26 protein-coding genes are annotated in these 26945 nt (G+C 59.8%); 7 read left to right on the forward strand and 19 right to left on the reverse strand.

Going from position 1 to position 26945, the window contains the following annotated elements; translation table 11 throughout:
- Positions 1 to 141: 141 nt before the first annotated feature.
- The 5 genes from N7578_RS14075 to N7578_RS14095 all read right to left on the reverse strand — a co-directional run bounded on the left by N7578_RS14075 (position 142) and on the right by N7578_RS14095 (position 6148).
- A complete protein-coding gene (locus tag N7578_RS14075; protein ID WP_311110926.1) occupies positions 142 to 273 on the reverse strand; it encodes a hypothetical protein in 132 nt (43 codons plus the stop codon).
- 165 nt (positions 274 to 438) lie between these two features.
- Complete coding sequence (gene pssA / locus N7578_RS14080) at positions 439 to 1308, reverse strand: CDP-diacylglycerol--serine O-phosphatidyltransferase (RefSeq protein WP_311110927.1); 870 nt, start codon at positions 1306 to 1308, stop codon at positions 439 to 441.
- Between the two features lie 21 nt (positions 1309 to 1329).
- On the reverse strand, positions 1330 to 2028 hold the full coding sequence (locus tag N7578_RS14085) for a phosphatidylserine decarboxylase (RefSeq protein ID WP_311110928.1): 699 nt from the start codon (positions 2026 to 2028) through the stop codon (positions 1330 to 1332).
- A gap of 153 nt (positions 2029 to 2181) precedes the next feature.
- On the reverse strand, positions 2182 to 4068 hold the full coding sequence (locus N7578_RS14090) for an ABC transporter ATP-binding protein/permease (RefSeq protein WP_311110929.1): 1887 nt from the start codon (positions 4066 to 4068) through the stop codon (positions 2182 to 2184).
- Positions 4069 to 4177: 109 nt separating this feature from the next.
- Positions 4178 to 6148, reverse strand: coding sequence for a LysM peptidoglycan-binding domain-containing protein (locus N7578_RS14095; RefSeq protein WP_311110930.1), 1971 nt, complete (start codon positions 6146 to 6148; stop codon positions 4178 to 4180).
- 153 nt (positions 6149 to 6301) lie between these two features.
- Between N7578_RS14095 and N7578_RS14100 the strand changes: the two genes are divergently transcribed.
- The gene (locus N7578_RS14100) at positions 6302 to 6922 is read left to right on the forward strand and encodes a TIGR00730 family Rossman fold protein (protein ID WP_311110931.1); all 621 of its coding nucleotides are present in this window, start codon (positions 6302 to 6304) and stop codon (positions 6920 to 6922) included.
- A 10-nt stretch (positions 6923 to 6932) separates the two neighbouring features.
- Here the strand turns inward: N7578_RS14100 and rarD are convergent, their stop codons facing one another.
- From rarD to alr, 11 genes are all read right to left on the reverse strand, one after another.
- The gene (gene rarD, locus N7578_RS14105) at positions 6933 to 7844 is read right to left on the reverse strand and encodes an EamA family transporter RarD (protein WP_311110932.1); all 912 of its coding nucleotides are present in this window, start codon (positions 7842 to 7844) and stop codon (positions 6933 to 6935) included.
- Between the two features lie 190 nt (positions 7845 to 8034).
- Complete coding sequence (gene pip, locus N7578_RS14110; protein ID WP_311110933.1) at positions 8035 to 8994, reverse strand: prolyl aminopeptidase; 960 nt, start codon at positions 8992 to 8994, stop codon at positions 8035 to 8037.
- A complete protein-coding gene (locus N7578_RS14115; protein ID WP_311110934.1) occupies positions 8991 to 9476 on the reverse strand; it encodes a GFA family protein in 486 nt (161 codons plus the stop codon). The genes pip and N7578_RS14115 overlap by 4 nt, the downstream gene beginning before the upstream one ends.
- The gene (locus N7578_RS14120) at positions 9473 to 9937 is read right to left on the reverse strand and encodes a GFA family protein (RefSeq protein WP_311110935.1); all 465 of its coding nucleotides are present in this window, start codon (positions 9935 to 9937) and stop codon (positions 9473 to 9475) included. The genes N7578_RS14115 and N7578_RS14120 overlap by 4 nt, the downstream gene beginning before the upstream one ends.
- Positions 9934 to 10410 (reverse strand): GFA family protein, encoded by a 477-nt coding sequence (locus N7578_RS14125; RefSeq protein ID WP_311110936.1) that lies wholly within the window; start codon positions 10408 to 10410, stop codon positions 9934 to 9936. Before N7578_RS14125 ends, N7578_RS14120 begins: the two co-directional genes overlap by 4 nt.
- 71 nt (positions 10411 to 10481) lie before the next feature.
- A complete protein-coding gene (gene cysS, locus N7578_RS14130; RefSeq protein WP_311110937.1) occupies positions 10482 to 11867 on the reverse strand; it encodes a cysteine--tRNA ligase in 1386 nt (461 codons plus the stop codon).
- 211 nt (positions 11868 to 12078) lie between these two features.
- On the reverse strand, positions 12079 to 12819 hold the full coding sequence (locus tag N7578_RS14135) for an SDR family NAD(P)-dependent oxidoreductase (RefSeq protein WP_311110938.1): 741 nt from the start codon (positions 12817 to 12819) through the stop codon (positions 12079 to 12081).
- A 147-nt stretch (positions 12820 to 12966) separates the two neighbouring features.
- Positions 12967 to 14460, reverse strand: coding sequence for an amidophosphoribosyltransferase (gene purF, locus N7578_RS14140; RefSeq protein WP_311110939.1), 1494 nt, complete (start codon positions 14458 to 14460; stop codon positions 12967 to 12969).
- Positions 14461 to 14598: 138 nt separating this feature from the next.
- Complete coding sequence (locus N7578_RS14145) at positions 14599 to 15186, reverse strand: CvpA family protein (protein WP_311110940.1); 588 nt, start codon at positions 15184 to 15186, stop codon at positions 14599 to 14601.
- A gap of 89 nt (positions 15187 to 15275) precedes the next feature.
- A complete protein-coding gene (gene radA, locus N7578_RS14150; RefSeq protein ID WP_311110941.1) occupies positions 15276 to 16694 on the reverse strand; it encodes a DNA repair protein RadA in 1419 nt (472 codons plus the stop codon).
- Positions 16695 to 16812: 118 nt separating this feature from the next.
- Positions 16813 to 17988, reverse strand: a complete 1176-nt coding sequence (gene alr / locus N7578_RS14155) for an alanine racemase (protein WP_311110942.1) — start codon at positions 17986 to 17988, stop codon at positions 16813 to 16815.
- 85 nt (positions 17989 to 18073) lie between these two features.
- Between alr and N7578_RS14160 the strand changes: the two genes are divergently transcribed.
- The 3 genes from N7578_RS14160 (at position 18074) to N7578_RS14170 (ending at position 20025) form a co-directional block, all read left to right on the forward strand.
- Entirely contained in the window at positions 18074 to 18931 is an 858-nt protein-coding gene (locus tag N7578_RS14160; RefSeq protein WP_311110943.1) for an AraC family transcriptional regulator, read from the forward strand.
- 90 nt (positions 18932 to 19021) lie between these two features.
- A complete protein-coding gene (locus N7578_RS14165) occupies positions 19022 to 19726 on the forward strand; it encodes an AzlC family ABC transporter permease (RefSeq protein ID WP_311110944.1) in 705 nt (234 codons plus the stop codon).
- Positions 19723 to 20025, forward strand: coding sequence for an AzlD family protein (locus tag N7578_RS14170; RefSeq protein ID WP_311110945.1), 303 nt, complete (start codon positions 19723 to 19725; stop codon positions 20023 to 20025). The genes N7578_RS14165 and N7578_RS14170 overlap by 4 nt, the downstream gene beginning before the upstream one ends.
- A gap of 68 nt (positions 20026 to 20093) precedes the next feature.
- On the opposite strand, the gene N7578_RS14175 is transcribed toward N7578_RS14170, so the two are convergent.
- Positions 20094 to 21590: a replicative DNA helicase gene (locus N7578_RS14175; RefSeq protein WP_311110946.1), complete on the reverse strand. Its 1497-nt coding sequence runs from the start codon at positions 21588 to 21590 to the stop codon at positions 20094 to 20096.
- A gap of 313 nt (positions 21591 to 21903) precedes the next feature.
- Here N7578_RS14175 and N7578_RS14180 point away from each other — a divergent pair, with 313 nt between their 5' ends.
- The 3 genes from N7578_RS14180 (at position 21904) to N7578_RS14190 (ending at position 25140) form a co-directional block, all read left to right on the forward strand.
- On the forward strand, positions 21904 to 22359 hold the full coding sequence (locus N7578_RS14180) for a MarR family transcriptional regulator (protein WP_311110947.1): 456 nt from the start codon (positions 21904 to 21906) through the stop codon (positions 22357 to 22359).
- 62 nt (positions 22360 to 22421) lie between these two features.
- On the forward strand, positions 22422 to 24053 hold the full coding sequence (locus N7578_RS14185; protein WP_422646727.1) for an MFS transporter: 1632 nt from the start codon (positions 22422 to 22424) through the stop codon (positions 24051 to 24053).
- A 19-nt stretch (positions 24054 to 24072) separates the two neighbouring features.
- On the forward strand, positions 24073 to 25140 hold the full coding sequence (locus N7578_RS14190) for an HlyD family secretion protein (RefSeq protein ID WP_311110948.1): 1068 nt from the start codon (positions 24073 to 24075) through the stop codon (positions 25138 to 25140).
- 100 nt (positions 25141 to 25240) lie between these two features.
- Here the strand turns inward: N7578_RS14190 and rplI are convergent, their stop codons facing one another.
- Positions 25241 to 25816 (reverse strand): 50S ribosomal protein L9, encoded by a 576-nt coding sequence (rplI, locus tag N7578_RS14195; RefSeq protein ID WP_311110949.1) that lies wholly within the window; start codon positions 25814 to 25816, stop codon positions 25241 to 25243.
- A gap of 20 nt (positions 25817 to 25836) precedes the next feature.
- Positions 25837 to 26811 carry a DUF2232 domain-containing protein gene (locus N7578_RS14200; protein ID WP_311110950.1) on the reverse strand — a complete coding sequence of 325 codons (975 nt, stop codon included), beginning with the start codon at positions 26809 to 26811 and terminating at the stop codon, positions 25837 to 25839.
- Between the last annotated feature and the right edge of the window lie 134 nt (positions 26812 to 26945).

Consider the following 26945-nt stretch of genomic DNA (forward strand, 5'->3'; position numbering starts at 1 on the left):
GACGCGGCGAAAATCTGCGTCCTGCAGGAAGGTCTGCTGGCCCGATTGAGGGCGCGCCAGCTGGGATCTGGTGGAGAAAGACGCGTGCGTCGGTCCAGACACGGGGTATGTCACCCTGCGTCCCGAAAAAAGTAAATGTTTTCAGGCAGGCTTGGTCGCAGGCTTGCGCTTCAGCATCATCGCTGCGGCGGCAACGGCCTTCAGTCCGAGCGGGCGGTAGTGGCTGTTGAGGTCGGTTTTCTGCTGTGTCTCAGCGGTCGTCTTGTTCGTCATGTCTCTCTCCGGAATGTTCCCCGATCACCTGTCCGGCGATCTGTGTGGGAGGCTCTTTCGAGGTCAATCATGACGGATTCGAGGCGAAGAGAATCGAAACATGAACTTTCCGCCTGCGACATTTTGTACGCCCGGTGCGTCGCCTGAAAAGGCTGATTTATCCCGTCAGATGCCGCGATCCAGGCCGTCGCCGCCATCGGCTTCGCCATGGCCGTCTTCCTCGATCGTCAGCGTGCCGTAACGGCGGTGCCAGAGGCGGGCGCTGAACGGGATGAAGATGAGATAGGCGGCGACCGTGAGAACCAGCACCTCCCAGGTAAAGCTCATCAGCATCGCGACGTAGAGGACGACGACGAGGATCATCGGCAGCACGAGATCACGACGGATGCGGCTTGCCTTGCCGGACCAGACCGGCAGGCGGCTGATGAGGAAATAGCCGATCAGAACCGTATAGCCGGCAGCGATGTACGCGAATGTCCTGTCAGCCTCGACACCGAGGAACCCCAGATAAACGGGCAGCAGAACCAGCATCGCACCCATAGGTGCCGGTACCCCGACGAAGAATTCCGCTTGCCATGGCGCCTTGACCGGGCGCTCGATCATCACATTGAAGCGGGCGAGGCGAAGGCCTGCGGCAATCACGTATATCAGCGCGGCGATCCAGCCGAAGGAGCGTGCCTGATCGAGCAGATAGGCGTAGACCACGAGGGCAGGGGCCACGCCGAAGTTGACGATGTCGGCAAGCGAATCCATCTGCTCGCCGAATTTCGATGTCGCCTTCATCATCCGGGCGATGCGCCCGTCGATACCGTCGAGGAAGGCCGCCAGAAGAACCATGCCGACGGCAAGCTCGAATCTGCCTTCGAAGGCGAGGCGAACGCCGCTCAGGCCTGCGCAGATGGCCAGAACGGTTATGAGATTGGGGACGACGAGGCGAAGGGGAATTTCCCTCAACCGCGGCCCGCGGCCGCTGTCATTGCCGTGCCTCAACTCGTGTTTTTCGTTCTGCTGCGGCTGCGGTGTCGGCGTTTCCATGCCCGTGCCCTTTCTGTCTGATCAGCCGCGACGGCTGATCGTCGGGCCTTTTTCGGAACCGAATTCGGCAAGCACGGTTTCCCCGGCGATGGCCGTCTGGCCAACGGCGACGCGCGGCTGGAAGCCTTCCGGAAGGAAAATATCGAGGCGCGAACCGAAACGGATAAGACCGAAACGCTCACCGGCGTCGACAGGTTCATTCGGTTTTACCCAGCAGACGATGCGGCGGGCCACCATGCCGGCGATCTGCACGACGCCGACCTTGCCGTGGGCCGTCTCGATCACCAGGCCGTTGCGTTCGTTGTCTTCGGATGCCTTGTCGACTTCGGCGTTGAGGAACAGGCCGGGACGGTAGGCGACATTGACGATGCGGCCGCGAACCGGCGCACGGTTCACATGGCAGTTGAAGACGTTCATGAACACCGAGATACGGACCATCGGCTCCTTGCCGAGTTCCAGCTCCAGCGGCGGCACGACGGTCTGGATGGCCGAAACCTTGCCGTCGGCGGGGCTGATGATTAGGTCATCGTCCTGCGGCGTGACGCGCTCGGGGTCGCGGAAGAAGTACGCGCACCATGCCGTCAGCACGAGGCCCACCCAGAACAGCGGTTCGGCTATCCAGCCGAGCACCAGCGAGGCGACGAAGAAGGCTGCGACAAAGACATAGCCCTCCTTGTGGATCGGCACGATGGTGTTGCGAATGGTGTCGAACAGATTCATAAGATTCCTTGCTCCAATTTCTTTTTGTCGCCCGCTGAGGTTGCCGCAAGGCGACGTGGCCTGTTGTGGGAGGCGACAAATCTTGCATAGCTGGTTACAGCCAAACATCGCGCCCGGCAATGGATTCCGGTCGCTGGCCGCAGTTTATGCCCGTCAATGCGCGGGTTCGCCCCGGTCCACGACGCCGAGGTCGTCGGTTTCGCGCACCTGCCGCAGCCGCTCCTCTGCCTGGATAGCCTCGCGCTGGCGGCTCCACATGGAGGCGTAGAGGCCGTCGGCCGCGATCAGAGTGGCATGCGTGCCGCGCTCGGCGATGTGGCCTTCCTTGAGGACGATGATTTCATCTGCCCCGATGACCGTGGACAGCCGGTGGGCGATGACCAGTGTGGTGCGGTTTTTCGAAACGATGTCCAGCGCGCTCTGGATTTCCTGTTCCGTATGGGTGTCGAGCGCGGAGGTTGCCTCGTCGAGAATGAGGATCGGCGGCGCCTTGAGAATGGTTCTGGCGATGGCAACGCGCTGCTTTTCCCCGCCGGAAAGTTTCAGGCCGCGTTCGCCTACCATGGTGTCGTAACCATCGGGCAGCTTGCCGATGAAAGCGCTGATCTGCGCGGCATTGGCCGCCGCCGTCACATCATCCTGATTTGCGGTGGGACGTCCATAACGGATGTTGTAGGCCAGCGTGTCGTTGAACAGCACCGTATCCTGCGGAACCATGCCGATCACGGAGCGCAGGCTTTTCTGCGTGACGTCGCGCACATCCTCGCCATCGATGGTGATCGCGCCCTGCTGGATATCGTAGAAGCGGTAGAGCAATCGGGAAATCGTGGATTTCCCGGCACCCGATGGGCCGACGATGGCGACCGTCTTGCCGGCCGGGACGTCAAAGGAAATGCCCTTGAGGATCGGGCGCTCGGGATCGTAGGCGAAATGCACGTCGCGGAAGGAGATCGCGCCCGGACCGCTTTTCAGCTCCACGGCATCCGGCTTGTCGACAACCTCGGCCTCGACCTCGAGGAGATCGAACATCTGCTCGATGTCGGTCAGACCCTGACGGATTTCGCGATAGACGAAACCGATGAAGTTCAGCGGTACGGAAAGCTGCAGCAGCAGGGCGTTGATGAACACGAAGTCGCCGATGGTCTGTTCGCCGCGTTGTACGGCGAGCGCCGACATGACCATCATCACGGTAGATCCGAGGCCGAAGATCACACCCTGACCGAAGTTCAGCCAGCCGAGCGAGGTCCAGATCGAGATGGCGGATTTTTCGTACCGGGCCATGGCCGCGTCGAAACGCTGGGCTTCCATGTTTTCGTTGCCGAAATATTTGACGGTTTCGAAGTTAAGCAGGGAATCGATTGCCTTGGTGTTGGCTTCGGTGTCGCTGGTGTTCATCGTCCGGCGGATGGAAATGCGCCAGTCGCTCGCCTTGATGGTGAACCAGATATAGGCCCAGACGGTGACGACCGTTACCAGAACATAGGTGAATCCGTAGCTTGCCCAGAAGATGATGGCCGTCAGCAGGAATTCGATCAGTGTCGGAGCGGTGTTCAGGATGGTGAAACGGACGATCGTTTCGATACCCTTCGTGCCGCGTTCGATGATCCGCGAAAGCCCGCCGGTCTTGCGCTCCAGATGGAAGCGAAGGGATAGCTGGTGCATGTGCACGAAGGTCTTGTAGGCAAGCTGGCGCACCGCATGCTGGCCTACGCTGGCAAAGAGTGAATCGCGCAGCTGGTTGAGGCCGACCTGTATGATCCGCGTCAGATTATAGGCGATGACGAGCGCGACCGCGCCGAGCAGAAACATCGGAAGAAGCCCGGCCATGTCCAGCTTGCCGTTCAGCGCATCGGTCGCCCATTTGAAGAAATAGGGAACGGACATCAGGACGAGCTTGGCGACAATCAGAAAAAACGTTGCCCAGACAACCCTCATCTTCAGGTCCAGACGGCCCTGCGGCCACATATAGGGCCAGAGATTGATGAGGGTCTGTATCGGATTGCTGGAATCCGCCGAGATGGTCTTTTTCCGCGCTGTCATGTTTTACTCCGCATTTCTGCCGGACTGCCGACAGCAGGACGGCGGCTTTTGGGGAGCCGCCGTTTCGTCAGATAGAGATATGCCGTGCCGTCCGCAACGGTTGAAGCGGTCAGGAACCGCCCTTCAGCCTTTTGCGGTGTAGTTCCTCGGCATTCGGCAGCGCTTTTTCCGGCACGCCGAAGATCTGGCCCGGTTCGATCAGATCAGGATTCTGGATCTGGTCCTGATTGGCGAGATAGATGGTCGTGTAGCGCACGCCCTGACCGTAAACGCGGCGCGAAATCTGCCATAGCGTATCGCCGCGACGGATGATGACGCTGTTTTCGCTCTGGGCAAGCGGTGCCTGCTCGAAGGTCTGCGGACCTGCCGGAGCGGAAGGTGCCGCCGGAGCGGTGATGTGCAGTTCGGCGAGGCGGCTTTCCAGCGAGGCAATGCCGCTGCCAATGGCGTCGACATCCTTGGGCAGCGCCTCGACGGAGGCCAGCAGCGCGCGAGCCTTGGCGACGACATCATTCACGAAGGTCGTGAAGCCTGCATCGGTCGTTGCCGCAGTCCGGAGTTCGGACAGCGAACGCAGCGCGATCACCACGGCAGAACGTGCGGCAACCGCTTCATCGAGCGCAGGCTTTTTGCCGCCCTGATAGAGATTGGACAGAATGCCGAATGCCTTGGCAACGCCGCTGCGAAGATTTTCGAACGCAGCGCGATCACTTGCCGTGCTCTGGTTTTCCGCAGGAGCAGCATTGGCGGCCGGGGCGGACGAAGCCGCGGGTGTCTGCATCGCCACCGTTGCCTGATCAGCGCCGGGGCGCTCGAACGGAACGCGGACCCGCACCTTGACGGCGCCATTCGCATCCAGCTCTTCAACGGTAATGATATGGCTGCCAACGGTCAGCTCGACATCGCCTTCGATTACGAAGTGGCCGGACTGTTCCGTCGTGCCTTGCCCGACATTCCGGTCGTCTACGAGGGCGCGCACGGTCGAGCCTGCCGGAGCGGAACCGGCGATGAAGATCTTCGAGCCTTCGAATTCGACGGCCGAAACCTGCACCGTTGCAGTGCCCTGCGGCGTCGCCACAGTAGGAGAGGCTGAATTGGATGCGTTCGCGGCTGCAGGTGCAGCGGCATTGTTGGTTGTCGCCTGCGAAGGCTGTGCGGCAGGCGCGGCGGCTTCAGGCATCGCCAGAACGCGGCTCGGTGCGCCCGGCTTCGTCACCATGGCCAGCAACTCACCCTTCGATCCGTCAGGTACCGAGATGGTTGCAACCTCTTCGGACTGCGTGACCTTGCCGTTGGCGTCCGTGGTGCGCAGCGTCAGCTGGTGGTCGCCCGGCGGCAGCGGGTTGTCGAAAACGGCGGCGAAATCACCCGTGCCGTCGATGGTCGTCTGGGCGATGACATTGCCGTTGCTCAAGATTTCCAGCTTTGCGCCCGGCTGTGCCTTGCCAGCGACGACGGCGGAACCATCCGGCTCGACGCGCAGAACGTCGAATGTCGGGAGCAGTGCGGCATCTGCTGCCGGCTCGGCAGGCTTGACCGGCTCCGGTGCGCCATTGTCAGTCCCGGCAAAGACACCCGCCAGACGGCGAATGTGCGAAGCGGCGGCTGCGGCACTCCCTGGCAATTCGCGCAGGTACGCAGTGGTGCGCTCGGCTGCGGCGCGCGCCGTGGTGATGAGCTTCGACGTGTTTTCGTCCAGCGTTTCCGGAATGTCGATGTCGCTCAGTTCCTTGAGCGATGCCTCGACCTTCTTGCGGGCGGCAGCGAAGTCCTGATCGGACGGCACCTTTCCATCGCTGAACAGTGCAGTCAGGTCCTTGATCGATTGCGTGGATGAAGCGGCGAGACGGCCGACTTTTTCAGCTATGTTCGCGGTTTCGGTGGCGGCATCCGAGAGGATGTCACCTGCCTTGTCCGCGCCCATCTCGACGCTGTTTTTCACGGCGTTTCCGGCGTCGTTTATCGCGTCGCCAATGGAAGCACCGTCATTGCTGATCCGGGGAAGGACGAAAAAGATCATGAGCAGGCTCGCAATGCCCAGCACGATCAACGCCAGCAAACCGGCCTTATATTTTTTCATCCTGAATTCTCCGGGTATTCAGCCTTTTTTGATGTTCAGATTGCTAGCGCCTTACTTTGCGCCATACAAGCGTCACATTGGCAAAAGGCTATATTCACAAGGGATTTCCCAAATTTTCTTGACGTGTCGCATCCAGCATTGTTCCTTCATCGCATGACGGACAAAAATGTAGCGATTCGATCCATCTGCGTTTACTGCGGTTCCCAGCCCGGTCGTGACCCGGCTTACATGGAGGCGGGCCGCGCGCTTGGAAAATCCATTGCTGAAAACGGCATTCGCCTTGTCTATGGTGGCGGCACCAAGGGCATCATGGGGGCGGTTGCTGCCGGTGTCCTCTCGAACGGCGGCGAAGTGACCGGCATCATACCGGAATTTCTGGTCGACATGGAGGCGACACGCCATTCTCTCGGACAATTGAACGAGCTTGTGATCACCAAGGACATGCATGAGCGCAAGCACATGATGTTCGATCGGTCGGATGCCTTCGTCACGCTGCCGGGTGGAATTGGTACGCTGGAAGAGATCGTCGAGATCATGACATGGGCGCAGCTTGGCCGTCACGCCAAGCCTATGGTTTTCGCCAACATCAATGGTTTCTGGGATCCGATGCTGGAGCTGGTTCGCCACATGCGCGACCAGGGCTTCATCCACCGCGCCCATCTGCTCAATCCGCTTGTCATCGATGAGGTGAAGGACATCGTTCCAGCCATCATCGACCGGGCGCTGGCGCAGCAGAACCCGGACGGTGATCCTTCGGTGATATCCCGCCTCTGAACGAGGCCGGTTACGACTTCTTCAGGCGCATCAGGCTGGAGGCGGTGTAGATCACCAGCGCCGACCAGATCAGCGCGAAGGCTCCCATCCGCACCATGTCGAACGGCTCCTTGAAGATCAGGATGGCGATCAGGAAGATGATCGTCGGCGCGATATACTGCATGATGCCGATGGTGGAGAGCCGCAGCAGCTTGGCGCCGTTTCCGTAGAGAATGAGGGGAACGGCGGTAATGAGGCCGCTTGCGATCAGAAGCCAGGTGTCCATGGCGTTGCCTGCCATGAAGTGCGCCTGACCCGTCATGGCGAAATAGGCCATCAGGATCACGCAGGGCACGGAGAGAAGCATGACTTCAAGAAGGAAGCCCTGCGTCGGTCCGATTGGTAGCGTCTTGCGGAAAAAGGCGTAGAAACCCCAGGTGACGGTCAGCGCGATCGACACCCATGGTAGACTGCCCGCATGCCAGGTGAGCAGCGCCACACCAAGCACAGCAAGCACGATGGCCACGATCTGCCCGCGATAAAGCCGCTCTTTCAGTAGCACTGCCCCAAGAAAGATGCTGAAAAGCGGATTGATGAAGTAGCCGAGTGCCGCATCGAGCGCCCGCCCTGCGCCGATGGCCCAGATATAGATTCCCCAGTTGACGCTGATCAGGGCCGCGGTCAGGCTCGCCATGGCCAGCATTTTCGGTGTCTTGAGCGCCGTTCTGATCTCGGCTGTGCGCCCGATGGCGATAAGAACCGCCGCGGCGATCGGCACGGACCAGATGACGCGGTGAACGATGACTTCCACAGGCGGAATATGCGCCACGGCTTTCATGTAGAGGGGAAGGAAGCCCCACAACAGATAAGCGGACAGCGCAAACGCAAAGCCGCGCGCGCTGTCGCCGCCCTGTTCGGTCGGAAGCGATTTATCGATTGCCATGGGAATGCCGTCACGTTTTCGGATGCTTATTCATACCTGAGCGGCGCGGCAGACGCCAATTCATTTCCGTGAAGCGTTCATGAGAAAAACTGCACGAAGAGTGAATGTTCCGCGCCAGAATTGGCCGGAGCATTGGAAGCCGCGAGATGAATCTGTTTCTCATCCCACGGCTTCAAGCGTCAGAAAGGACTCATGATTTTCCGACGAAACGGTCGTTTGCCCGGATCAACTGGTCGAGAATGCCAGGCTCGTTCATGGCATGGCCCGCCGCCTCGATGATATGGAAATCCGCTTTCGGCCACGCCTTTGAAAGCTGCCAGGCATATTTCAGCGGGCAGGGCATGTCGTAACGTCCATGGACGATCACGCCGGGAATATCCTTCAGCCTGCCGGCATCACGCAAAAGCTGGCCCTCTTCCAGCCAGCCTCCGTTGACGAAGAAGTGGTTCTCGATGCGCGCAAAGGCGATGGCGTATTTGTCCTCACCGAAATCGTCCACCCGCTCCGGGTCCGTGACGAGAGCGATGGTTGCGCCCTCCCACTGGCTCCACGCCTTGGCGCACTCCAGCTTCTTCTTCTCATCCGAGCCGGTGAGATAGCGGTTATAGGCGCCCATCATGTCGCCGCGCTCGGCCTCAGGGATCGGTGCGATGAATTTCTCCCAGCGGTCCGGATACATTTCCGAGACGCCGAACTGGTAGTACCATTCAAGTTCCGGGCGCGTGACGGTATAGATGCCCCGCAGGACCAGTTCGCTAACGTGCTCCGGATGGGTTTCCGCATAGGCAAGCGCCAGTGTCGAACCCCAGGAGCCACCAAACACCAGCCATTGTTCAAAGCCGCACAGGGCGCGCAACTTCTCGATATCCGAAACCAGATGCCATGTGGTGTTGGCTTCGAGTGCGGCATGCGGCGTCGAGCGACCGCAGCCGCGCTGATCGAACAGGATGACGTCGTAAAGAGCGGGATCGAAGACGCGACGATGCGTGGGATTGACGCCGCCGCCGGGGCCGCCATGCAGGAAAACGGCTGGTTTTGCGCCGCGAGTTCCGACACGCTCCCAGTAGATTGTGTGTCCGTCGCCGACATCCAGCATGCCTGTTTCGAAGGGTTCGATTTCCGGATAGAAGCTGCGCAGTTCTGCGGTCATTTCAATGTGTCCTTCGGTGGCCATTCGGCCGTGTCATGATCGGGGTGCTGTCGTTTGTTCGTTCGGGGTAACGGCTGCCCGTCCGTCGGTTCCGGCTCGAGCGGTAGGCCATCAAGCTTATGGAACCAGCGTATTTTATGGCCGGTGTTGGATTGCGCTTCGGGTATTACCCGCTCAGGTTCGTCGAGCGATCCGAGCGTGACGTTGATGAAATCGGCGTCCGGCATGTCGTAAAACAGCGGCGTGCCACATTGGCCGCAAAATCCACGCCGGACCTGATCGGAGGACTGGAACCACCGAGGCTCGCCTCTTGTCAGGGTGAAGTCTTTCCGAAGGCTCGCGGCCAGCGGCATGAAATAGTTGCCTGCCGCCTTCTGGCACATGCGGCAATGGCAAATATGCGGATAGGACAGGCCACCGGTTGCGTGGTAACGGACTGCACCGCACTGGCAGCCGCCGGAAAAATCCCGTTCGGAGGTCACGCTCCGTCACCTTTGGGTGGCCATTCGCTCGTGTCGTAGTCGGGATGCTGATAGGACACGATGTCCGCCTCGTCCACACTCTGTTCGGTGTTGGGCTTGTCGAACAACGTCCTGATCCAAGGCATCCGCATGTGGGCATTCACCTGAACCTGAGGCTCGATTTCGGCCGGATGATCGAACGCGCCGATGGCGATCTCTACCCCGCCCGGATAATGATAGGTCAGCGGTGTGCCGCATTTGTTGCAGAAACCGCGATGGATTTTCTGGGACGAGCGAAACAGGGAAGGCTGACCCCGCGTCCATGCCAGATGCGCCTGATCGGCTGTCACCAGCGCGCCGAAGAAATTGCCGAAATGTTTCTGGCACATGCGACAATGGCAGATGGAAGGGCGGCCGATCTTGCCCGCGTGAAAACGCACCGCGCCGCACTGGCATCCGCCGGAATAACCCGTATCGCTCATGACTTGTTCTCCGGCGGCCAGTTTTCGGTATCTTGATCGGGGTGCTGGTAGGAAACGAGGTTTTCGAGGAAGGGAACGGCCTCGAAATCGTCCGGTGTGTCGTGGCCGGGTAACTCGGACAGATGATCGACAAAGGCGATCTTCGCCTCCGTTCCATATTGCAGCGTCGGGGGAAACAGGGCCGGATCGTCGAAAGCACCCGCAGCGATTGCTATTCCGTCCGGCGCTTCATAGGTCAGCGGCGTGCCGCATTCGGGACAGAACCCGCGTTTCACCACATTGGAAGACTGGAAGCGCTTCGGCTCTCCCCGCGTCCAGCGAAAAGCAGCTTTGCGAACGGAAACGAGCGGCGCGTAATAGGCGCCGAACGCCTTCTGGCACATGCGGCAATGGCAGATCGAACTGTCGCTCAGATCGCCCTCAGCCCGAAAACGCACGGCGCCGCACTGGCATCCGCCGGTGTAGACGGTCATGGATGATCCTCCTTTCGCCTTCTAGCCTTGTTCGGCCAGCCTATGCGGCGAAAGGAGGCTTCGCAAGCGTGTTACCGCTTCAGCTCCCACGTCGTCGTGCGCTCACCTGTCTGCTTGTCCTTGCCGTCCTTGAGCTGGATGCCCTTGGTGGAAAGTTCGTCGCGGATACGGTCGGCCTCGGCGAAGTTTTTCGCCTTCAGCATTTCGAGGCGCATTTCGACGAGCGAGTCGACGGCTGCTGCGATGGCTTCATCCACCTCCGCCTTTTCCGGCAAGACGCCAAGCAGGGCGGCACTGGCGGCAAAAGCGGCCAGTTTCTCGGGGGCGTTATGGGCGGATTGCGCCAAGGCGTGCAATGCCTGCACGGCGGCGACCGTGTTGAGATCGTCGGCCAGTGCGTCGAGCACCGTCTGGTCCGGATCGGCATCGCTCGGCTCAGCAACAGGCCATTTTGCCAGCAGACGTTCCGCTTCTTCCAGTCTCTTCACGGAAAAGTCGATAGGCTCGCGGTAGTGCGTCATCAGCATCGCCAGACGCAGAACCTCGCCCGGCCACTGCCTGCCGCCGAACTTGTCAGTGTGCAGCAATTCGTAGATCGTCACGAAGTTGCCCTCGGACTTCGACATCTTGCGGCCTTCCACCTGCACGAAGCCGTTGTGCATCCACACATTCGCCATGACATGGGTTCCGTGCGCGCAGCGCGACTGGGCGATTTCGTTTTCATGGTGCGGGAAGATCAGGTCCAGCCCGCCGCCGTGAATATCGAAGACTTCGCCGAGATAACGGCCGGACATGGCCGAGCATTCGATATGCCAGCCGGGACGGCCACGGCCCCACGGGCTTTCCCAGCCGGGTTCGTTGTGGCTGGAAAGCTTCCAGAGCACGAAGTCGCCGGGGTTTTTCTTGTGCACATCGACGGCGACGCGCGCGCCAGCCTGCTGCTCGTCCAATGGTCGCTTGGAGAGCTGGCCGTAATCAGCCATCGACTTCGTATCGAACAGAACCTCGCCGCTCGCCACATAGGCATGACGGCGCTCGATCAGCTTTTCGATGATCTCGATCATCTGCGGAATGTTGTCGGTCGCGCGAGGCTCGACGGTCGGCTCGAAGCAGCCGAGTGCGGCTACATCGTCGTGGAACTGCTTTGCGGTCTTTTCTGTGACGGCGTGGATCGCGTCGTTCAGCGGTAGGTGAGGGTAGTCCCGCAGCGCCCGCGCATTGATCTTGTCGTCGACGTCCGTGATATTCCGGGCATAGGTTACCTGGCTTTCGCCATAGACATGCCGCAGCAACCGATAGAGAACGTCGAACACGATGACCGGGCGTGCGTTGCCGATGTGGGCAAAATCGTAAACGGTCGGGCCGCAGACATACATGCGCACATTGTTTGCGTCGATTGGCGTAAATTCCGCCTTTTCGCGGGTCAGCGTATTGTGAAGTTTCAGGCGCAAGGACATGCGGCAGTTCCCTAAAGGCAGTCAATTGTCCTGGCCGGAACGTTTGTCTTTTGGACCTTTCGGGAGACGAAAACGATCTGGCCGGTGGCAAACCAGCAAAATTTGTTTCAGCAGCAGGTGCGGATCGTCGTTTTCATGACTTGCGTTATGGCGCGGAGGCATTCGCCGGTCAAGGGCATCGTCCAACGCTTGCATGAAGACCGAGCGGATTTTACTCCGGCTGGCGGTAATCCACGAACCTGTCTTCACGCACGACGAACAGCTTACCGGTTTCCTTCAGTTCCGGGGAAGCCAGCGGCAGGATGGCGGCTGCGACTTCCGAAGGGTGCGGCACGGTCGCCGGGTCTTCACCGGGCATTGCCTGAGCCCGCATCGCGGTTCGCGTGGCGCCCGGATTGATGCTGTTGATGCGCAGGTGAGTGTTCTGCGTTTCGGCGGCCCATGTGCGGGCAAGCGCCTCGACGGCGGCTTTCGACGTTGAATAGACGCCCCAGAAGGGGCGACAGGAATGCGCGGCACCGGACGAGAGGATCAGCGCACGGCCCGCATCTGATCTGAGCAGCAGCGGTTCGACTGAGCGGATCAGCCGCCAGGTTGCGGTCACGTTGATCGTCATGACCTTCTCGAACACTTTTGCCTCGATATGCCCGACCGGCGAGATGACGCCCAGAACCCCCGCATTGGCGACCAGAATGTCCAGCTTGCCCCAACGCTCAAAGATATTGGCGCCGAGCGCATCGATGGCATTCATATCGGTAAGGTCGAAGGGAACGAGCGTCGCGGTGCCGCCGACGGCCTTGATGGCGTCGTCCAGCTCTTCAAGACCACCTACCGTACGAGCGCAGGCGATGACATGCGCACCGGCCTTGGCAAGTTCCAGCGCGGTGAAATAGCCGATGCCGCGCGATGCGCCGGTCACAAGCGCGATCCTGCCTTTAAGGTCGATGGTCATGGTATTTCCCCCCGAATGAATTGCACTTCTTTTTAGAAAGCGGCGGCCCGTGACCGCAAGCAATCAAAATGTCGCATGCGATAATCCCCGTCGCAGGCAACAAAAAGCGGCCACCGAAGAACGGTGACCGCTTGTTTATCTGGAGTATCAGCCGTTGCTGGCCAGCACGGAAATCTTGCTTCCGAGCGATTCGCCGTTCTTGTCGAGAAGGCGTGTCGGGTAATCACCGGTGAAATAGTGGTCGGTGAACTGCGGACGCGCATTGTTGCGGTCCTCGCCGCCGACGGCGCGGTAAAGGCCGTCGATCGACAGGAAGGCAAGCGAATCGACACCGATGAATTTCGCCATGTCGTTCACGTCGGCATACTGGTTAGCCAGCAGCTTGTCGGCGTCCGGCGTGTCGATGCCGTAGAAGTCGGGATGGAAAATCATCGGGCTGGCGACGCGGATATGAACTTCCTTCGCACCGGCTTCGCGGATCATCTGTACGATCTTGACCGAGGTGGTTCCGCGTACGATGGAATCGTCCACCAGAACGACGCGCTTGCCTTCGATCATCGCCCGGTTGGCGGAATGCTTCAGTTTCACGCCGAATGCGCGGATCTGCTGTGTCGGCTCGATAAAGGTACGGCCGACATAGTGGTTGCGGATGATGCCGTATTCGAAGGGAATACCGCTCTGCTGCGCAAAACCGAGAGCCGCAGGCGTCCCGCCATCGGGAACCGGCACGACGACATCGGCTTCAAGCGGCGCTTCCTTGGCGAGGTTGATGCCCATATTCTTGCGCGTCGTGTAGACGTTGCGGCCGCCGACGACGGAATCGGGACGGGCGAAATAGACATATTCAAAAAGGCAAAGGCGCTCGGGCTGCGGCTTCTGCGGCTTGCGGGCGTCGATGGTGATCGAACCGTCGGGCTGGATTTCGCAGATGATGACTTCGCCGTTTTCGACGTCACGAACGAACTTAGCACCAATGATGTCGAGTGCGCAGGTTTCGGAGCAGAAGATCGGTTTGCCGTCGAGTTCACCCATGACGAGCGGGCGAATGCCGATCGGGTCGCGGGCGGCGATCAGCTTCGTGCGGGTCATCGCCAGCATCGAATAACCGCCTTCCATCTGGCGGATGGCGTCGATGAAGCGGTCGGCAGTCGAGCTGTGGCGCGAACGGGCGATCAGGTGCAGCACCACTTCGGTGTCCGAGGTGGACTGACAGATGGCGCCGGTCGCGATGATCTGACGGCGAAGCGTCAGGCCGTTGGTGAAGTTGCCGTTATGGGCGATCGAAATGCCGCCTTCTTCCAGTTCGGCAAACAGCGGCTGCACATTGCGCATCGCCACTTCGCCGGTGGTGGAATAACGGGTGTGACCGATGGCCATGGAGCCGGGAAGGCGGGCAAGCGTTGCCGGATCGGTATAGTGATCGCCCACGAGGCCCATATGGCGTTCCTGATGGAAGCGCTTGCCATCGAAGGAAACGATACCGGCTGCTTCCTGGCCGCGGTGCTGCAGCGCATGCAGGCCAAGCGCCGTCAGCGTTGCGGCATCCGGATGCCCGAGAATGCCGAACACACCGCATTCTTCATGCAGCGTATCGCCGTCGATCTCTTCATTGAAAGTGGAATGCGAAAGCGGCTCAATCATTCGGCTTGCCCTTGCTCTCTTACCAAAAAAAGAAAGACCTGTCCGGCGAGCATGTCTCCGGGGCGGCCTGTCTGTTGTCGTGCTAGATATTTAGCACAAATAGCGCGCCTTGCATGCATTGCAAGGCGCGACACTGTGTCAATTATTTGTAGCCGGTGGATTTGTTGCCGGTACGTCCTCGGCTGGCGTCTGCCCCGGAGCCGTCTCCTGCTGTTTTCCAAGGATGCGGGCGCGGATCTGCGGCTCGATATCTTCAGGAAGAACGGCTTCCAGCTTGCCGACCAGCCCGTCAAGGAAGGGCTTGGACTTTGCCTGCGTTACCCACTGGGGCTGCGTCTTGACGTCAACCAGCCAGTTCCAGAAGGCGACCGCGACGACCAGCAGCAGAAGGCCGCGCGCCGCGCCGAACAGGAAGCCCAGCGTGCGGTCGAGCGCGCCGATGCGGCTGTCGATGATGAAATCGGCGATCCGCGAGGTGATGAAGGAAATGATGATCAGCGCGACGAGAAAGACGACTGCCGCAGAACCCGCGATGGCGATCTTGTCGTCATCGGTGTAGTTGCGCGCATAAGGTAGCACGACCGGGTAGAGATAATAGGCGGCGGCAACCGAACCGGCCCAGCTGGCGATCGACAGGATTTCTCTGGAAAAACCACGCACCATTGCGAGAATAGCGGAGAAAAGAACAACGGCGATAACGATGCCGTCGAAAATTGTAATGGGCATATACCAACTCCGGAGGTGCGACGCCTTGTCAGACGCTGCCGTGCCAATTTTGCGATCCTCTTACACCACTGTTTCGCCGGGTGAAAGGATCAATATTCTTCTTCCTCAGCCTGCTTGAACCGGTTGCCGGAACCGGCGATGCGTGCCACGAGGTCCGGCAGGCTTTCGATTTCCGTCCAACGACCCCCGGCGCCTTTCTTGGCGCCCTTTGACAATTCAGCCGAAGCGGAAGGCAGAAGTGCGGCGGAAAAGCCAAGTTTCTCCGCTTCTTTCAATCTTTGAACCGTATGTGCGACAGGCCGAACCGCGCCAGACAGGCTGATTTCGCCGAAATAGACGCAATCGGCAGGCAGGGCAAGACTGGCAAGTGACGAAACCAGTGCAGAGGCTATCGCCATGTCTGCGGCGGGCTCCGATATCCGATAGCCCCCCGCGACGTTGAGATAGACGTCGTGCTGGCCGAGCTTGACGCCGCAATGTGCCTCCAGGACGGCGAGAATCATGGCAAGACGCGACGAATCCCAGCCGACGACGGCACGGCGCGGTGTGCCGAGCGAAGTGGGTGCCACAAGCGCCTGCACCTCCACCAGCACAGGCCGCGTGCCTTCGATGCCGGCGAAAACGGCAGCACCGGGTGATTTTTCGTTGCGTTCGCCAAGGAACAGTTCCGACGGATTGGAGACTTCCCGCAAGCCCCGGTCCGACATCTCGAACACACCGATTTCGTCCGTGGGGCCGAAGCGGTTCTTGACGGTGCGCAGGATCCGGTAATGGTGGCCGCGGTCGCCTTCGAAATAGAGCACCGCATCCACCATATGCTCGACCACGCGCGGACCGGCGATCTGGCCTTCCTTGGTGACGTGGCCGACGAGGACCATGGTGGTGCCTGTCTGCTTGGCGAACCGGATCATCGCCTGAACCCCGGTACGCACCTGCGTGACCGTACCCGGAGCGGAATCGGCCGTGTCGCTCCACAGGGTCTGGATGGAATCGATGATGACGAGATCGGGCCGTTTGCCTTCGGAAATCGTCGCCAGAATGTCCTCGACATTGGTTTCCGCCGCCAGCAGTACATCCGTTTCGGCCGCGCCCAGACGCTGCGCACGCAGCCGCACCTGCGCGACGGCTTCTTCGCCCGACACATAGATGACACGATGATTGCGGCGCGAAAGGGCAGCGGCAGCCTGCATCAGCAAAGTTGATTTTCCGATGCCGGGATCGCCGCCGATCAGCACCGCCGAGCCGCGCACGAAACCGCCGCCGGTCGCCCGGTCAAGCTCGCTGATGCCGGTCGGAATGCGCGGCGCTTCCTCGATTTCACCGGAAAGAGAGGTAAGCGTAACCGGCTTGCCCTTTTTCGGCATCTTTCCGGGGCCGGAGCCGATGCCACCCATCGGATCTTCTTCGACGATGGTGTTCCACCCGCCACAGCCGTCGCATTTGCCCGCCCAGCGGGTGTGAACCGTGCCGCAGTTCTGGCACACGAATTGGGTCTTGGCTTTGGCCATGTCGGGGGTATTTCTCCAGCAGTGCGACACGCATTGTCCATGAGAACAAATGCGGAACTTTATTCTCCGATAAACCCGTGCCGGAGAATTTGCAAGACCGCCCGGCAATCACCCTGTATTAGTCCTCGTCCACCAGATACTGCCGCTCGTAACGCAATCCAAGCCCGGTCAGCAGTTCGTAGCCGATGGTGCCGGCGGCATGAGCCACCTCGTCGACAGGCACGTTCGGGCCGAACAGTTCGATATAGTCGCCTGCGCGGACTGCGTTTTCAGGAATGTCGGTGACATCGAAAATGGTGAGATCCATCGTCACACGCCCTGCCACCGGGGCCTTGTGGCCGTTGATGAAACCATATGCGCCGCCATGACCCATTTCCCGCAATGGAATGCCTGAGCCGGAAAGCGAACGCTGATAACCATCCGCATAACCGACGGAGGCGATTGCGAGACGGCTGGCCCGCTTCAACAGAAATGTCCCGCCATAACTCACGGTCTGGCCTTCGCCTGCTTCGCGGATCTGGATGATGCGCGCTTCGGCTTTCGCGACCGGGCGCATGGGATTTTTAATGCCATTGACGGCTTCGCCACCATAGACGGCAATGCCAGGGCGGGTGAGGTCGAAGTGATAGTCCGGTCCGAGAAAGACACCGGCCGATGCCGAGAGACTTGATTCGATGCCTTCGAAAGCCGCGCTAACCTGCCGGAATGATTCGAGCTGCACCTTGTTCATCGGCGCGGAAGGTGTATCGCCGCAGGCGAGGTGGGACAGCACCAGAACCGGATCGAAACTTGCAGGGCGCGTCGGATCGTCGGCAAGATAAAGGGCATCGTTCAACGGCAGACCAAGGCGGTTGAAGCCGGTATCGACATGCAGCGCGAAGGGATGCTCGCCACGATCCGCCAGCGTACTCGTCCAGAAGGAAAGCTGCTCCTCTGAGGCAATAACCGGCACCAGATCGTTGTCGAACACCTGCCGCTCCTGTCCCGGCCAGATGCCGGAAAGCACGAAAATACGTGCTTCGGGCGCGTATGAGCGCAGCGTCGCGCCTTCGGCGACCGTCGCCACGAAGAAATCCCTCGCTCCGGCATGGTAAAGCGTTGCACCGCAATCCTCGATACCGAGGCCGTAGGCGTCCGCCTTGACCACGGCTGCCGTGCGCGCCTTGCCAGAGCGCTTTTTCATGTCGCGCCAGTTGTCCGCCAATGCGCCAAGATCAATGGTCAGACGCAGCGGCGCATGATCGAAAGCGTCGGTATCGGTGTCAGTGAAGGTCGTGTCGAGGTCGTCTGTCATGCCATGCGTCCGGATTTGTTGGAGCCGACCTATCCCTAGCACTTTTGTTCAAGACGGTAATGACCGATTGGGGTAAACGTCACCTATGCACAATGTTTCGCAGGAACAGGCCATCGATGTCATGCCTCTGGCAGCGGCAGAAACCACGCGTTTCTGGCGCGATGGCCGATTCGAAGATATGGAGTGCCTGAGCGCGACCTTTCTGACGCATGAATATTCGCCACATGCGCACGACACGTTTTCCATCGGAGCGATTGAAAGCGGCTCGCAGATCTCCACCATTCAGGGCACCACCGAACAGACGGGACCAGGACATCTCTATCTCATAAATCCCGGCGAGATTCATGACGGCGCTCCCGGCGGTGGCGGATATCGTTATCGCATGATCTATCCGGATATGGGGCTGCTTCGCGGGGTTCTGGAGGATGTGACGGGGAGGGCGTTTCACGGAACGCCGTTTTTCCCGCGCTTCCTGCCGTACGATCCGCAAATGGCCGCTGCATTCCAGATCGCGCACCGGCGGCTGGAGGGAAAATCCGGCGCGCTGGAGGCGGATGAGGGCATGTTCTCTGTGCTGGCGGAGCTATTTCGCAGACATGGCGGCGCCATGATCCTGCCCGTGGAAACACGTGAACGAACAGCGGTGTACCGTGCGCGCGACTATCTTGCCGACAACTATGAAACCGATATCGGTCTTGAGGAACTGGCAGCGGTCGCCGGTCTCAGCCGGGCGCATCTCATTCGGGCATTCCGCAAGCAGTTTTACATCACTCCGCATGCTTTTCTGACCGACATCCGCATCCGCAAGGCGAGAGCGCTGCTGCGTGGAGAAGAAACGCTGGCAGACGTGGCGGCATTGTGCGGCTTCGCCGATCAGGCGCACTTTACCCGGCACTTCAAGGCGCGCACCGGCATCACACCCGGACAGTTCCGCGCGGCATGATGTGTCGGCCAGCCCCGGCGACATGTCACTTTCATTCAATACGCGACGCCGTTTGAGGAATAGAGGCAGTCTCTCGAACGGGAGAATACAATGTCTGAACAAACCAGAACCGCGGAATTCGGGGCCGGACTGAAAGCCGCCGCGCCCTTGCTCGTTGCCATGGTCCCCATCGGTGTCGTGTTCGGTGCGGTCGCCGTGTCCAAAGGGCTTTCACCGCTGGAAGCCTCGTTGATGTCGCTGCTGGTCTTTGCAGGCGGCTCGCAATTCGTGGCGATGGATCTGTGGACACATCCCGCCAACTGGGCCGCACTCGGCTTTGCCGCGCTGCTCGTCAATCTGCGCCATGTGTTGATGAGTGCCTCCATTGCCGGAAAACTAGAAAATTTCACGGGCTGGCGGAAATATGCCGCGATGCTGATGCTGACGGACGAATCCTGGGCGCTCGCGGAATTCCGGGTGATGGCGCGCCGTTTGACGCCCGCCTTTTTCGCCGGCGCCGCATTGTCTATCTACATCGTCTGGAACATCGCGACGCTGGCTGGCGCGCTTCTCGGTGCTGTCGTGGGAGACATGTCCGTGATCGGTCTGGACTTTGCATTCCCGGCCGTCTTCATCGTGTTGCTGATGGGCTTCTGGAAAGGAACGGAGACGGGCCTTGTGCTGCTTGCCAGCGCCATGGCCGCCTTCGTGACGCATAAATATGTCCCGGGTGCCTGGTATATCGCGGCGGGTGCTCTGGCGGGATTGGCCGCTGCCGCTTTCGGCAGCCGTGAGCAGGCCGAGCAACCCGCATGACACTCGACTGGAACACGCTCCTGACAATCCTTGCAATGATGGCGGCAACCGTTGCGACGCGCTTCGGCGGCCTGATGCTCGTCAGCTACATGGATATGACGCCGCGCATGAAAAAGGCGCTTGGCGCGGTGCCGCCCGCCGTGCTGATGGCGGTCGTCACCCCGACGGCGCTGACCGGCGGCCTGGCGGAAACCATTGCCTGCGCCGTGACGGCCATCGCCGCTTTGCGCCTGCCGTTGCTTCCGGCGGCCTGCGCGGGAGTGGTGACGGTGGCAGTTCTACGCGGAATCGGATTGTAAACGAACTGCACCAACCCCTTGAAAAGATTCCGCCCCGCGCTTTGGACAAGGCGGGGCGGATTTTTGGGTCAATGTTCTTCGTACTGGCTGAAGGAAGGGTCGGCCAGATCGGTGAAGCGGGTGAATTCCGACTGGAACGCCAGCTTCACGGTGCCGGTCGGTCCGTGACGCTGCTTGGCGATGATAACGTCGGCCGTGCCTTTCACCTTGTCGAACAAGGCTTCCCATTCCGCATATTTCGGATCGGCCGGGTCGCGTGGCTCCATGTTCTTGACGTAATATTCCTCACGGAACACGAACAGCACCACGTCCGCGTCCTGCTCGATGGAGCCGGATTCGCGAAGGTCGGAGAGCTGCGGCCGCTTGTCTTCCCGGCTTTCCACCTGACGGGAGAGCTGTGACAGTGCGATGATGGGAACGTTGAGTTCCTTGCCGAGTGCCTTGAGGCCGGTGGTGATCTGGGTGATTTCCTGCACGCGGTTTTCGCCGCCCTTGCCGGAGCCGGTCATAAGCTGAATATAGTCGACCACCAGAACATCAAGGCCGCGCTGGCGTTTCAGGCGGCGTGCGCGCGCCGAAAGCTGGGCGATGGAAATACCACCGGTCTGGTCGATATAGAGCGGCACCTTCTGCATCATCTGAGAGCATGCGACGAGTTTTTCAAAGTCTGCTTCGGTGATATCGCCTCGGCGGATTTTCGAGGACGAGACTTCCGTCTGCTCGGAAATGATACGCGTGGCGAGCTGTTCGGACGACATTTCGAGTGAGTAGAAGCCGACGACGCCGCCATTCTTGGCCTTGAACGAACCGTCCGGCTGTACCTCCTGCTCGTATGCCGCTGCAATGTTGTAGGCGATGTTTGTCGCAAGCGACGTCTTACCCATACCCGGACGGCCGGCGAGCACGATCAAGTCCGAGCGTTGCAGACCACCCATGCGGCCATCCAGTGAGTGGATGCCGGTCGAAATGCCTGAGAGGTTGCCGTCGCGCTCGAAGGCGGCGCCTGCCATGTCGATGGCCTGTGCAACCGCATCGTTGAACGACTGGAAACCACCATCGTAGCGGCCGGTTTCGGCAAGTTCGAACAGACGGCGTTCGGTATCTTCGATCTGCGCCTGCGGCGGCATGTCCAGCGGCGCGTCGTAGGCGATGTTGACCACATCTTCACCGATCTGGATCAGTGCGCGACGTAGCGCCAGATCGTAGATCGCCCGGCCGTAGTCTTCCGCGTTGATGATCGACACGGCTTCGGCCGCAAGGCGGGCAAGGTACTGCGCGACTGTCAGGTCACCAATCCTGTCGTCCGCGGGCAGGAACGTCTTGATCGTTACCGGGTTGGCGGTCTTGCCCATGCGGATGATGTCGCCCGCCACCTCGAAAATCTTTCGGTGCAGCGGCTCGTACAGATGAACGGGCTTCAGGAAGTCCGAAACGCGGTAGTAGGCGTCATTGTTGACGAGGATTGCGCCGAGCAGCGCCTGTTCGGCCTCAATGTTGTTCGGGGCTTCCCGATAGTGCGGGTCTGCGGCCTGTGCGGGGGTGATCTTCCTTGCAGCGTCGTTCATGGTTTTGCGCGATCTCCCTTGCCTTGCATCTTGAAGAACCGGGTTTGACCCCCTGCGGCATGGCAGTCAATGATAATGTTGCAACAGAGACAGACAGCCGCACACCTTGCCGCCGAACCGCGATCACATCTTCAGTTGTCCCCAGCAATCCACAGGAGTGCTGGAAAAAACGGGAGCCGTACCGGCGGCGGCATGATTCGGGTATCATGATTTTATCGCATAGCTGCCCCTCAGGAAAAATTCTTGAAAATAGTCAGCTTTCAAAATAAGTAGGGACAAAATAGATAGTGTACTAATTATAAGGTTTGCTTAGATGTCGCGTGAAACCGACAAGGAACAACTTCTCGATGAGGTTTCGGCCTTCACCCGAAAGCTGCGGGCGTTTTTCGACGCGCGGGTAGGGGAAAGCGGCCTGACGCTGGCGCGTGCACGTGCGCTTTTTGCCCTGTCGCGCCGCGGGCCGCTGACGCAGACGGAACTTGCCGAAGAGATGGAAATCGAAACGCCGACGCTGGTGCGCGTGCTTGACGGCATGGAGAAACAAAACCTCATCGAACGCCGTTCCGACGCGAATGATCGCCGGGCGAAACGGATATATATGACGCCGGATGGAGAGAAAACGTCTGACGAGGTTCAGAACCTCGCAAGGGGACTCCGTGCGGAGATCGCCGCCGATATATCGACGGAGGATCTGCGCATGGCTCTGAATGTGATGCGCAGGCTTTCGGCGAATCTGCAGAACCTTGCGGTTGAAAGGGCAAAGCCGTGAGCAACACCCTGTCTCAAAGCACTTCTTCCGATGCGACGGGCGAAACGGAAAAGGTTGCCGATATAGCGCAGCCGCAGCAAGTGACTCCCGCCCAGCCGCCACAGCCTGCCGAGCTTTCGCTGGGCAAGCGGCTCGGCTACATTTTCGGTGGCCTGCTGTTTTTCGTCACGCAGGGTCTCGGCATGAACCTCGTCATGGCCAATATCTATCAGTTGCAGGGAGAGTTCTCTGCAACGGTGGCTGAGGTCGCCTGGCTTTCCGCCGCCTATATGGCCCCCTATGCGACATTTTCCATAGCTCTGTTCAAGGTCAGGGCGCAATATGGTCTGCGGCCTTTCGCGGAAGTCAGCATTCTGCTGTTCGTTGTCGTATCCTGCCTTAATCTGTTCGTGACGGACCTCCATTCGGCAATCGTCGTGCGCTTCGTCAGCGGCATGGCCGCCGCGCCTCTGTCGTCGCTTGGCTTTCTTTATATCCTCGAGGCTTTCCCTCCAGCGCGAAAGTTTTCGCTCGGTTTCAGCATCGCGCTTACCGGCACCCTTCTGTCCGCGCCGATTGCGCGTATCGTTTCACCTTCGCTGCTTGCGATCGACGGATGGAATGCCCTTTATTGCCTGGAAATCGGACTGGCGCTGATATCTTTCGCCGTCATCTATGTTCTCAAGGTCACGCCGCCGCCGCGCGCCAAGGTGATCGAGCGGATGGATATTCTCAGCTACATGCTGTTTGCGGGCGGTCTTGGCTGTCTTGCCGTGTTCCTGACGCTCGGCCGTTTCTACTGGTGGTTTGAAACCTGGTGGCTTGGCGTGCTTCTAGCCGTATCTGTCGTCCTGCTAACGCTGATGGTCTTCATCGAACTGCCACGCAAGAACCCGCTGCTCGACCTGCGCTGGATCTTTTCGAAGACGAATATGCATGCCATGGCGGTCCTGCTCGTGTACCGTGCGGTGTCTTCCGAACAGTCTTCCACCGCGGTCGGCCTGTACCAGCAGCTTGGCCTGCTCAATGAACAGACAACGTTGCTCTACGCGCTGATCCTGCTGGCAACCATCCTTGGCGGAGCTGCCTGTGCCTGGCTGATGCTGACGAAATATGTCGATACGGCGCATGTGATCGCGCTTGCCCTGATCGCGACAGGCGCTTTCATGGACAGCCAGTCCTCGAACCTCACACGGCCCGAGCAGATGTATCTGAGCCAGATGATGATCGCGTTCGGTGCCGCGATGTTCCTGCCGCCGGTCATGGCGAAGGGCTTTGGCGCGGCACTGACAAAGGGCGCGCCCTACCTGGTCAACTTCATCACCATTTTTCTGTTCACGCAGATTACCGGATCGATGCTGATGACCGGTCTACTTGGCAGCTTTGTCACGTTGCGGGAAAAATTCCACTCCAACGTTCTGGTCGAAAACATTCTGATGACCAACCCGCTCGTTGTGCAGCGCGTATCGCAGCTTTCAGGCGCATACAGTCACACCATTACCGATCCGACATTGCTGAACGCCGAGGGGCTGGCTCTTCTGAGCCAGCAGGTCAGCAAGGAAGCCTATGTGCTCGCCTATAATGACACCTTCCTGCTCATCGCCACGGTTTCGGCGCTGGCGCTGGCCGCCCTTTTGATCCACCTTGCCTGGTTGCGCATCCGTCCTTTCCTCGTCCGGGAAAATGTCGATGCCGCACCGGCACAACAGTCTTGAACATCCAAGAGTAACAAAAATGCTGAAGAAGATTTTTACCCCGGTTTCCCTTCTGGTTCTCCTTGGCGGCATCGCCGGTGTTGCGCTCGTGCTGTATGCATGGAGGCTGCCGCCGTTCCTCTCCGCCGTCGAAATGACCGACAACGCATTTGTTCGTGGATATATCACCACCATGAGCCCACAGGTCAGCGGTTACGTGGTCGACGTTCCGGTCAGGGACTATCAGGAGGTCAAGCAAGGCGCGCTGCTGGCGAAGATAGATGACCGCATCTACGCCCAGAAGCTGGCACAGGCCGAAGCGACGCTCGATACGCATAAGGCAGCGCTGGATAATTCCCGCCAGCAGGAAAACGCCGCCAATGCCAACATCGCATCCAGCAAGGCTGCGGTGCAGAGCGCCGAAGCCTCGCTGAAGCAGGCCCAGCTGGCGTCTGATAGACAGGACAACCTCATCAGAAGCGGCGCAGGCGTGTCCAGCTCGCAGGAAGAGGCGCATGCCGGTCTTGAGAAGGCGCGTGCATCGCTCTCGCAGGCAAAGGCCGCACTCGAAGTGTCTCAGCAGGACCTGCAGACGATAATCGTCAACCGCAGCTCGTTGCAGGCCGCCGTCGCCAATGCCGAAGCCGCCGTCGAGCTCGCGAAGATCGACCTCCAGAATACCGAAATCCATGCGCCACGGGATGGTAAGCTGGGTGAGGTCGGTGTGCGCGTTGGCCAGTATGTCACGTCAGGCACGCAGCTGATGGCCGTGGTGCCGCACGACATCTGGATCATCGCAAACTTCAAGGAAACACAGCTTCAGGGCATGCAGGCCGGTTTGCCCGTTACCATTTCGGTGGATGCGCTGCATCGTCAGAAACTCAGCGGACATATCGAACGCTTTTCGCCCGCAACCGGCTCTGAATTCGCGGTCATCAAGCCGGACAATGCCACGGGCAACTTCGTCAAGATCGCCCAGCGTGTCGGCGTTCGCATCTCCATCGATCCGGACCAGCCGCTGGCCGCGAACCTGTCGCCGGGCATGTCGGTGGTCGTGCATGTGGACAAGAGCGCAGCGCCGGATCAGACGAAAATCGCAGGCAATTGATGCATTTGCACTGACTGCCCCAAGGTCCTGTCAGAGACAAAGAAAAACCCCGGATGTTGCCATCCGGGGTTCTTTTTTGAGCCGTGGTGGCGCAAAAATATTATTCGTCGTCGCCGTCGAAGTCGGCTTCCGGATCGAAGAAGTCTTCCGGACGCAGAGCGTCTTCGTCAACGCCGTAGATGGCGTCAGCGGAGGTGAGGCTTTCGCCCTTTGCCTGACGCTCGCCTTCTTCAGCCGAACGTGCAACGTTCAGCTCGACCTGAAGCTCGACTTCAGCGTGGAGGTGAAGCGTAACGTTGTGCAGACCGATGGTCTTGATCGGCGTGTTGAGTTCGACCTGGTTGCGGCCGACGTTGAAGCCTTCTGCAGCGAGGATTTCAACAACGTCACGAGCAGCGACAGAACCGTAGAGCTGACCGGTTTCGCCAGCCGAACGGACGACGAGGAAGGACTTGCCGCTGAGTGCTTCGGCAACCGTCTGGGCTTCCGACTTGCGCTCGAGGTTACGGGCTTCGAGCGTTGCGCGCTCGTTTTCGAAGCGGGCCTTGTTGGCGGCGTTGGCGCGCAGCGCCTTGCCCTGCGGCAGCAGGAAGTTACGTGCGTAGCCGTCACGAACCTTTACGGTTTCGCCCATCTGGCCGAGCTTGTTGATGCGTTCGAGAAGAATAACGTCCATCTTCTTGATCCTTTCTTGTTTCAGGTGTTGGTTTCGTTCGTATTGTCGGTTTTCCGTATCGGTGTGAGGGAGATCGTGCTGCGCACGTCGCTCAATCCGAATACGAGAATGATGAAAAGCGGAAAGACGAAGATTGCCGACATGTACGCAAGAACGAGGACGGGAATCCTCCAGTCCTTGCCGCGTGCCCGCGTGTGCAGCGAGGCATAACCCGCCATCAGGAATCCCGCGCCGAAGGTGCCGCACACGACCGCGCCGATCATGGCGACCGAGCCGCCAAGAAACGTCGCCACGATGCCGGCGAGGAAAATGAATACCGCGTTGCGGTGCATGCGAAGCGCGGACGCGATGTCTTCGCGTGGGCGAAGACCTTTGCCAAACGAACCGACGAGACGCGTCGCGAAATAATAGGCTGCAAACAGCAGGATGACCCATAGACCGCCCTGGACGATCGGCAGCATCAGCACGAGCAGCGATTTGCTCTGTGCCAGCGCCTGCGAATCCGGCTCGAACAGCGGCTCACGGCTCTGTACCGACGTCATCATCATGTCGACCATGCGCGAGACGAGATCCGGGCCGTAACCGATCGTCCAGCCGAGAATGACGACGGCGATGGAAATGAGAATGCACAGGTGCAGCACGATGCCGGAAAGCGGATACCATGCGAGAAGGTCTTCCGGGCCGCCGATTTCGGAGGCCGGGCGCGCCAGATTGGCCAGGTGCGACAGCCAGCCCGCCGGGATCAGCGTGAAGATCGCGATCGTCACGGCAAAGAGCGGAGACATCACGACCGCGCCGATGGCGCCGGTGGTGACGATGGCCACCACGGCGGCCATGTTGCCCCAACCCATGCCGGCGATGAAGATCGGCATGGCGGAGGCAGCGTAAAGCAGGAAGGAAAAGGACGACTGCGCCGTTGCGCCAAGCGTCAGAAACGCGGCGCATATGCCGGCAAGGATGCCGGTAGTCAGCACTGTCTGGTTCAACTTTTGCACTTCGCTGTCCTGCTGGAAACTTGAGCAGTTAGAGGACTGTTCAGGTGGAACGTCATCCCCAACATGGGTTTTATTTCATATCGATCCGCGCCCAACGCGGAAGGATTTGGAACCTACGACCTACTGCTTAGAAG

Origin of the sequence: Agrobacterium tumefaciens (genome assembly GCF_031801495.1) — a bacterium.
Lineage (GTDB): Bacteria > Pseudomonadota > Alphaproteobacteria > Rhizobiales > Rhizobiaceae > Agrobacterium > Agrobacterium tumefaciens_K.

Coding starts and splice junctions, on each gene's coding strand:
- N7578_RS14075 (WP_311110926.1), bottom strand. CDS start 273: ATGACGAACAAGACGACCGCTGAGACACAGCAGAAAACCGACCTCAAC.
- N7578_RS14100 (WP_311110931.1), top strand. CDS start 6,302: ATGACGGACAAAAATGTAGCGATTCGATCCATCTGCGTTTACTGCGGT.
- purF (WP_311110939.1), bottom strand. CDS start 14,460: ATGATTGAGCCGCTTTCGCATTCCACTTTCAATGAAGAGATCGACGGC.
- N7578_RS14175 (WP_311110946.1), bottom strand. CDS start 21,590: ATGAACGACGCTGCAAGGAAGATCACCCCCGCACAGGCCGCAGACCCG.
- radA (WP_311110941.1), bottom strand. CDS start 16,694: ATGGCCAAAGCCAAGACCCAATTCGTGTGCCAGAACTGCGGCACGGTT.
- N7578_RS14170 (WP_311110945.1), top strand. CDS start 19,723: ATGACACTCGACTGGAACACGCTCCTGACAATCCTTGCAATGATGGCG.
- N7578_RS14095 (WP_311110930.1), bottom strand. CDS start 6,148: ATGAAAAAATATAAGGCCGGTTTGCTGGCGTTGATCGTGCTGGGCATT.
- rarD (WP_311110932.1), bottom strand. CDS start 7,844: ATGGCAATCGATAAATCGCTTCCGACCGAACAGGGCGGCGACAGCGCG.
- N7578_RS14145 (WP_311110940.1), bottom strand. CDS start 15,186: ATGCCCATTACAATTTTCGACGGCATCGTTATCGCCGTTGTTCTTTTC.
- N7578_RS14165 (WP_311110944.1), top strand. CDS start 19,022: ATGTCTGAACAAACCAGAACCGCGGAATTCGGGGCCGGACTGAAAGCC.
- N7578_RS14180 (WP_311110947.1), top strand. CDS start 21,904: ATGTCGCGTGAAACCGACAAGGAACAACTTCTCGATGAGGTTTCGGCC.
- N7578_RS14090 (WP_311110929.1), bottom strand. CDS start 4,068: ATGACAGCGCGGAAAAAGACCATCTCGGCGGATTCCAGCAATCCGATA.
- cysS (WP_311110937.1), bottom strand. CDS start 11,867: ATGTCCTTGCGCCTGAAACTTCACAATACGCTGACCCGCGAAAAGGCG.
- N7578_RS14120 (WP_311110935.1), bottom strand. CDS start 9,937: ATGAGCGATACGGGTTATTCCGGCGGATGCCAGTGCGGCGCGGTGCGT.
- N7578_RS14085 (WP_311110928.1), bottom strand. CDS start 2,028: ATGAATCTGTTCGACACCATTCGCAACACCATCGTGCCGATCCACAAG.
- pssA (WP_311110927.1), bottom strand. CDS start 1,308: ATGGAAACGCCGACACCGCAGCCGCAGCAGAACGAAAAACACGAGTTG.
- rplI (WP_311110949.1), bottom strand. CDS start 25,816: ATGGACGTTATTCTTCTCGAACGCATCAACAAGCTCGGCCAGATGGGC.
- N7578_RS14135 (WP_311110938.1), bottom strand. CDS start 12,819: ATGACCATCGACCTTAAAGGCAGGATCGCGCTTGTGACCGGCGCATCG.
- pip (WP_311110933.1), bottom strand. CDS start 8,994: ATGACCGCAGAACTGCGCAGCTTCTATCCGGAAATCGAACCCTTCGAA.
- N7578_RS14125 (WP_311110936.1), bottom strand. CDS start 10,410: ATGACCGTCTACACCGGCGGATGCCAGTGCGGCGCCGTGCGTTTTCGG.
- N7578_RS14190 (WP_311110948.1), top strand. CDS start 24,073: ATGCTGAAGAAGATTTTTACCCCGGTTTCCCTTCTGGTTCTCCTTGGC.
- N7578_RS14160 (WP_311110943.1), top strand. CDS start 18,074: ATGCACAATGTTTCGCAGGAACAGGCCATCGATGTCATGCCTCTGGCA.
- alr (WP_311110942.1), bottom strand. CDS start 17,988: ATGACAGACGACCTCGACACGACCTTCACTGACACCGATACCGACGCT.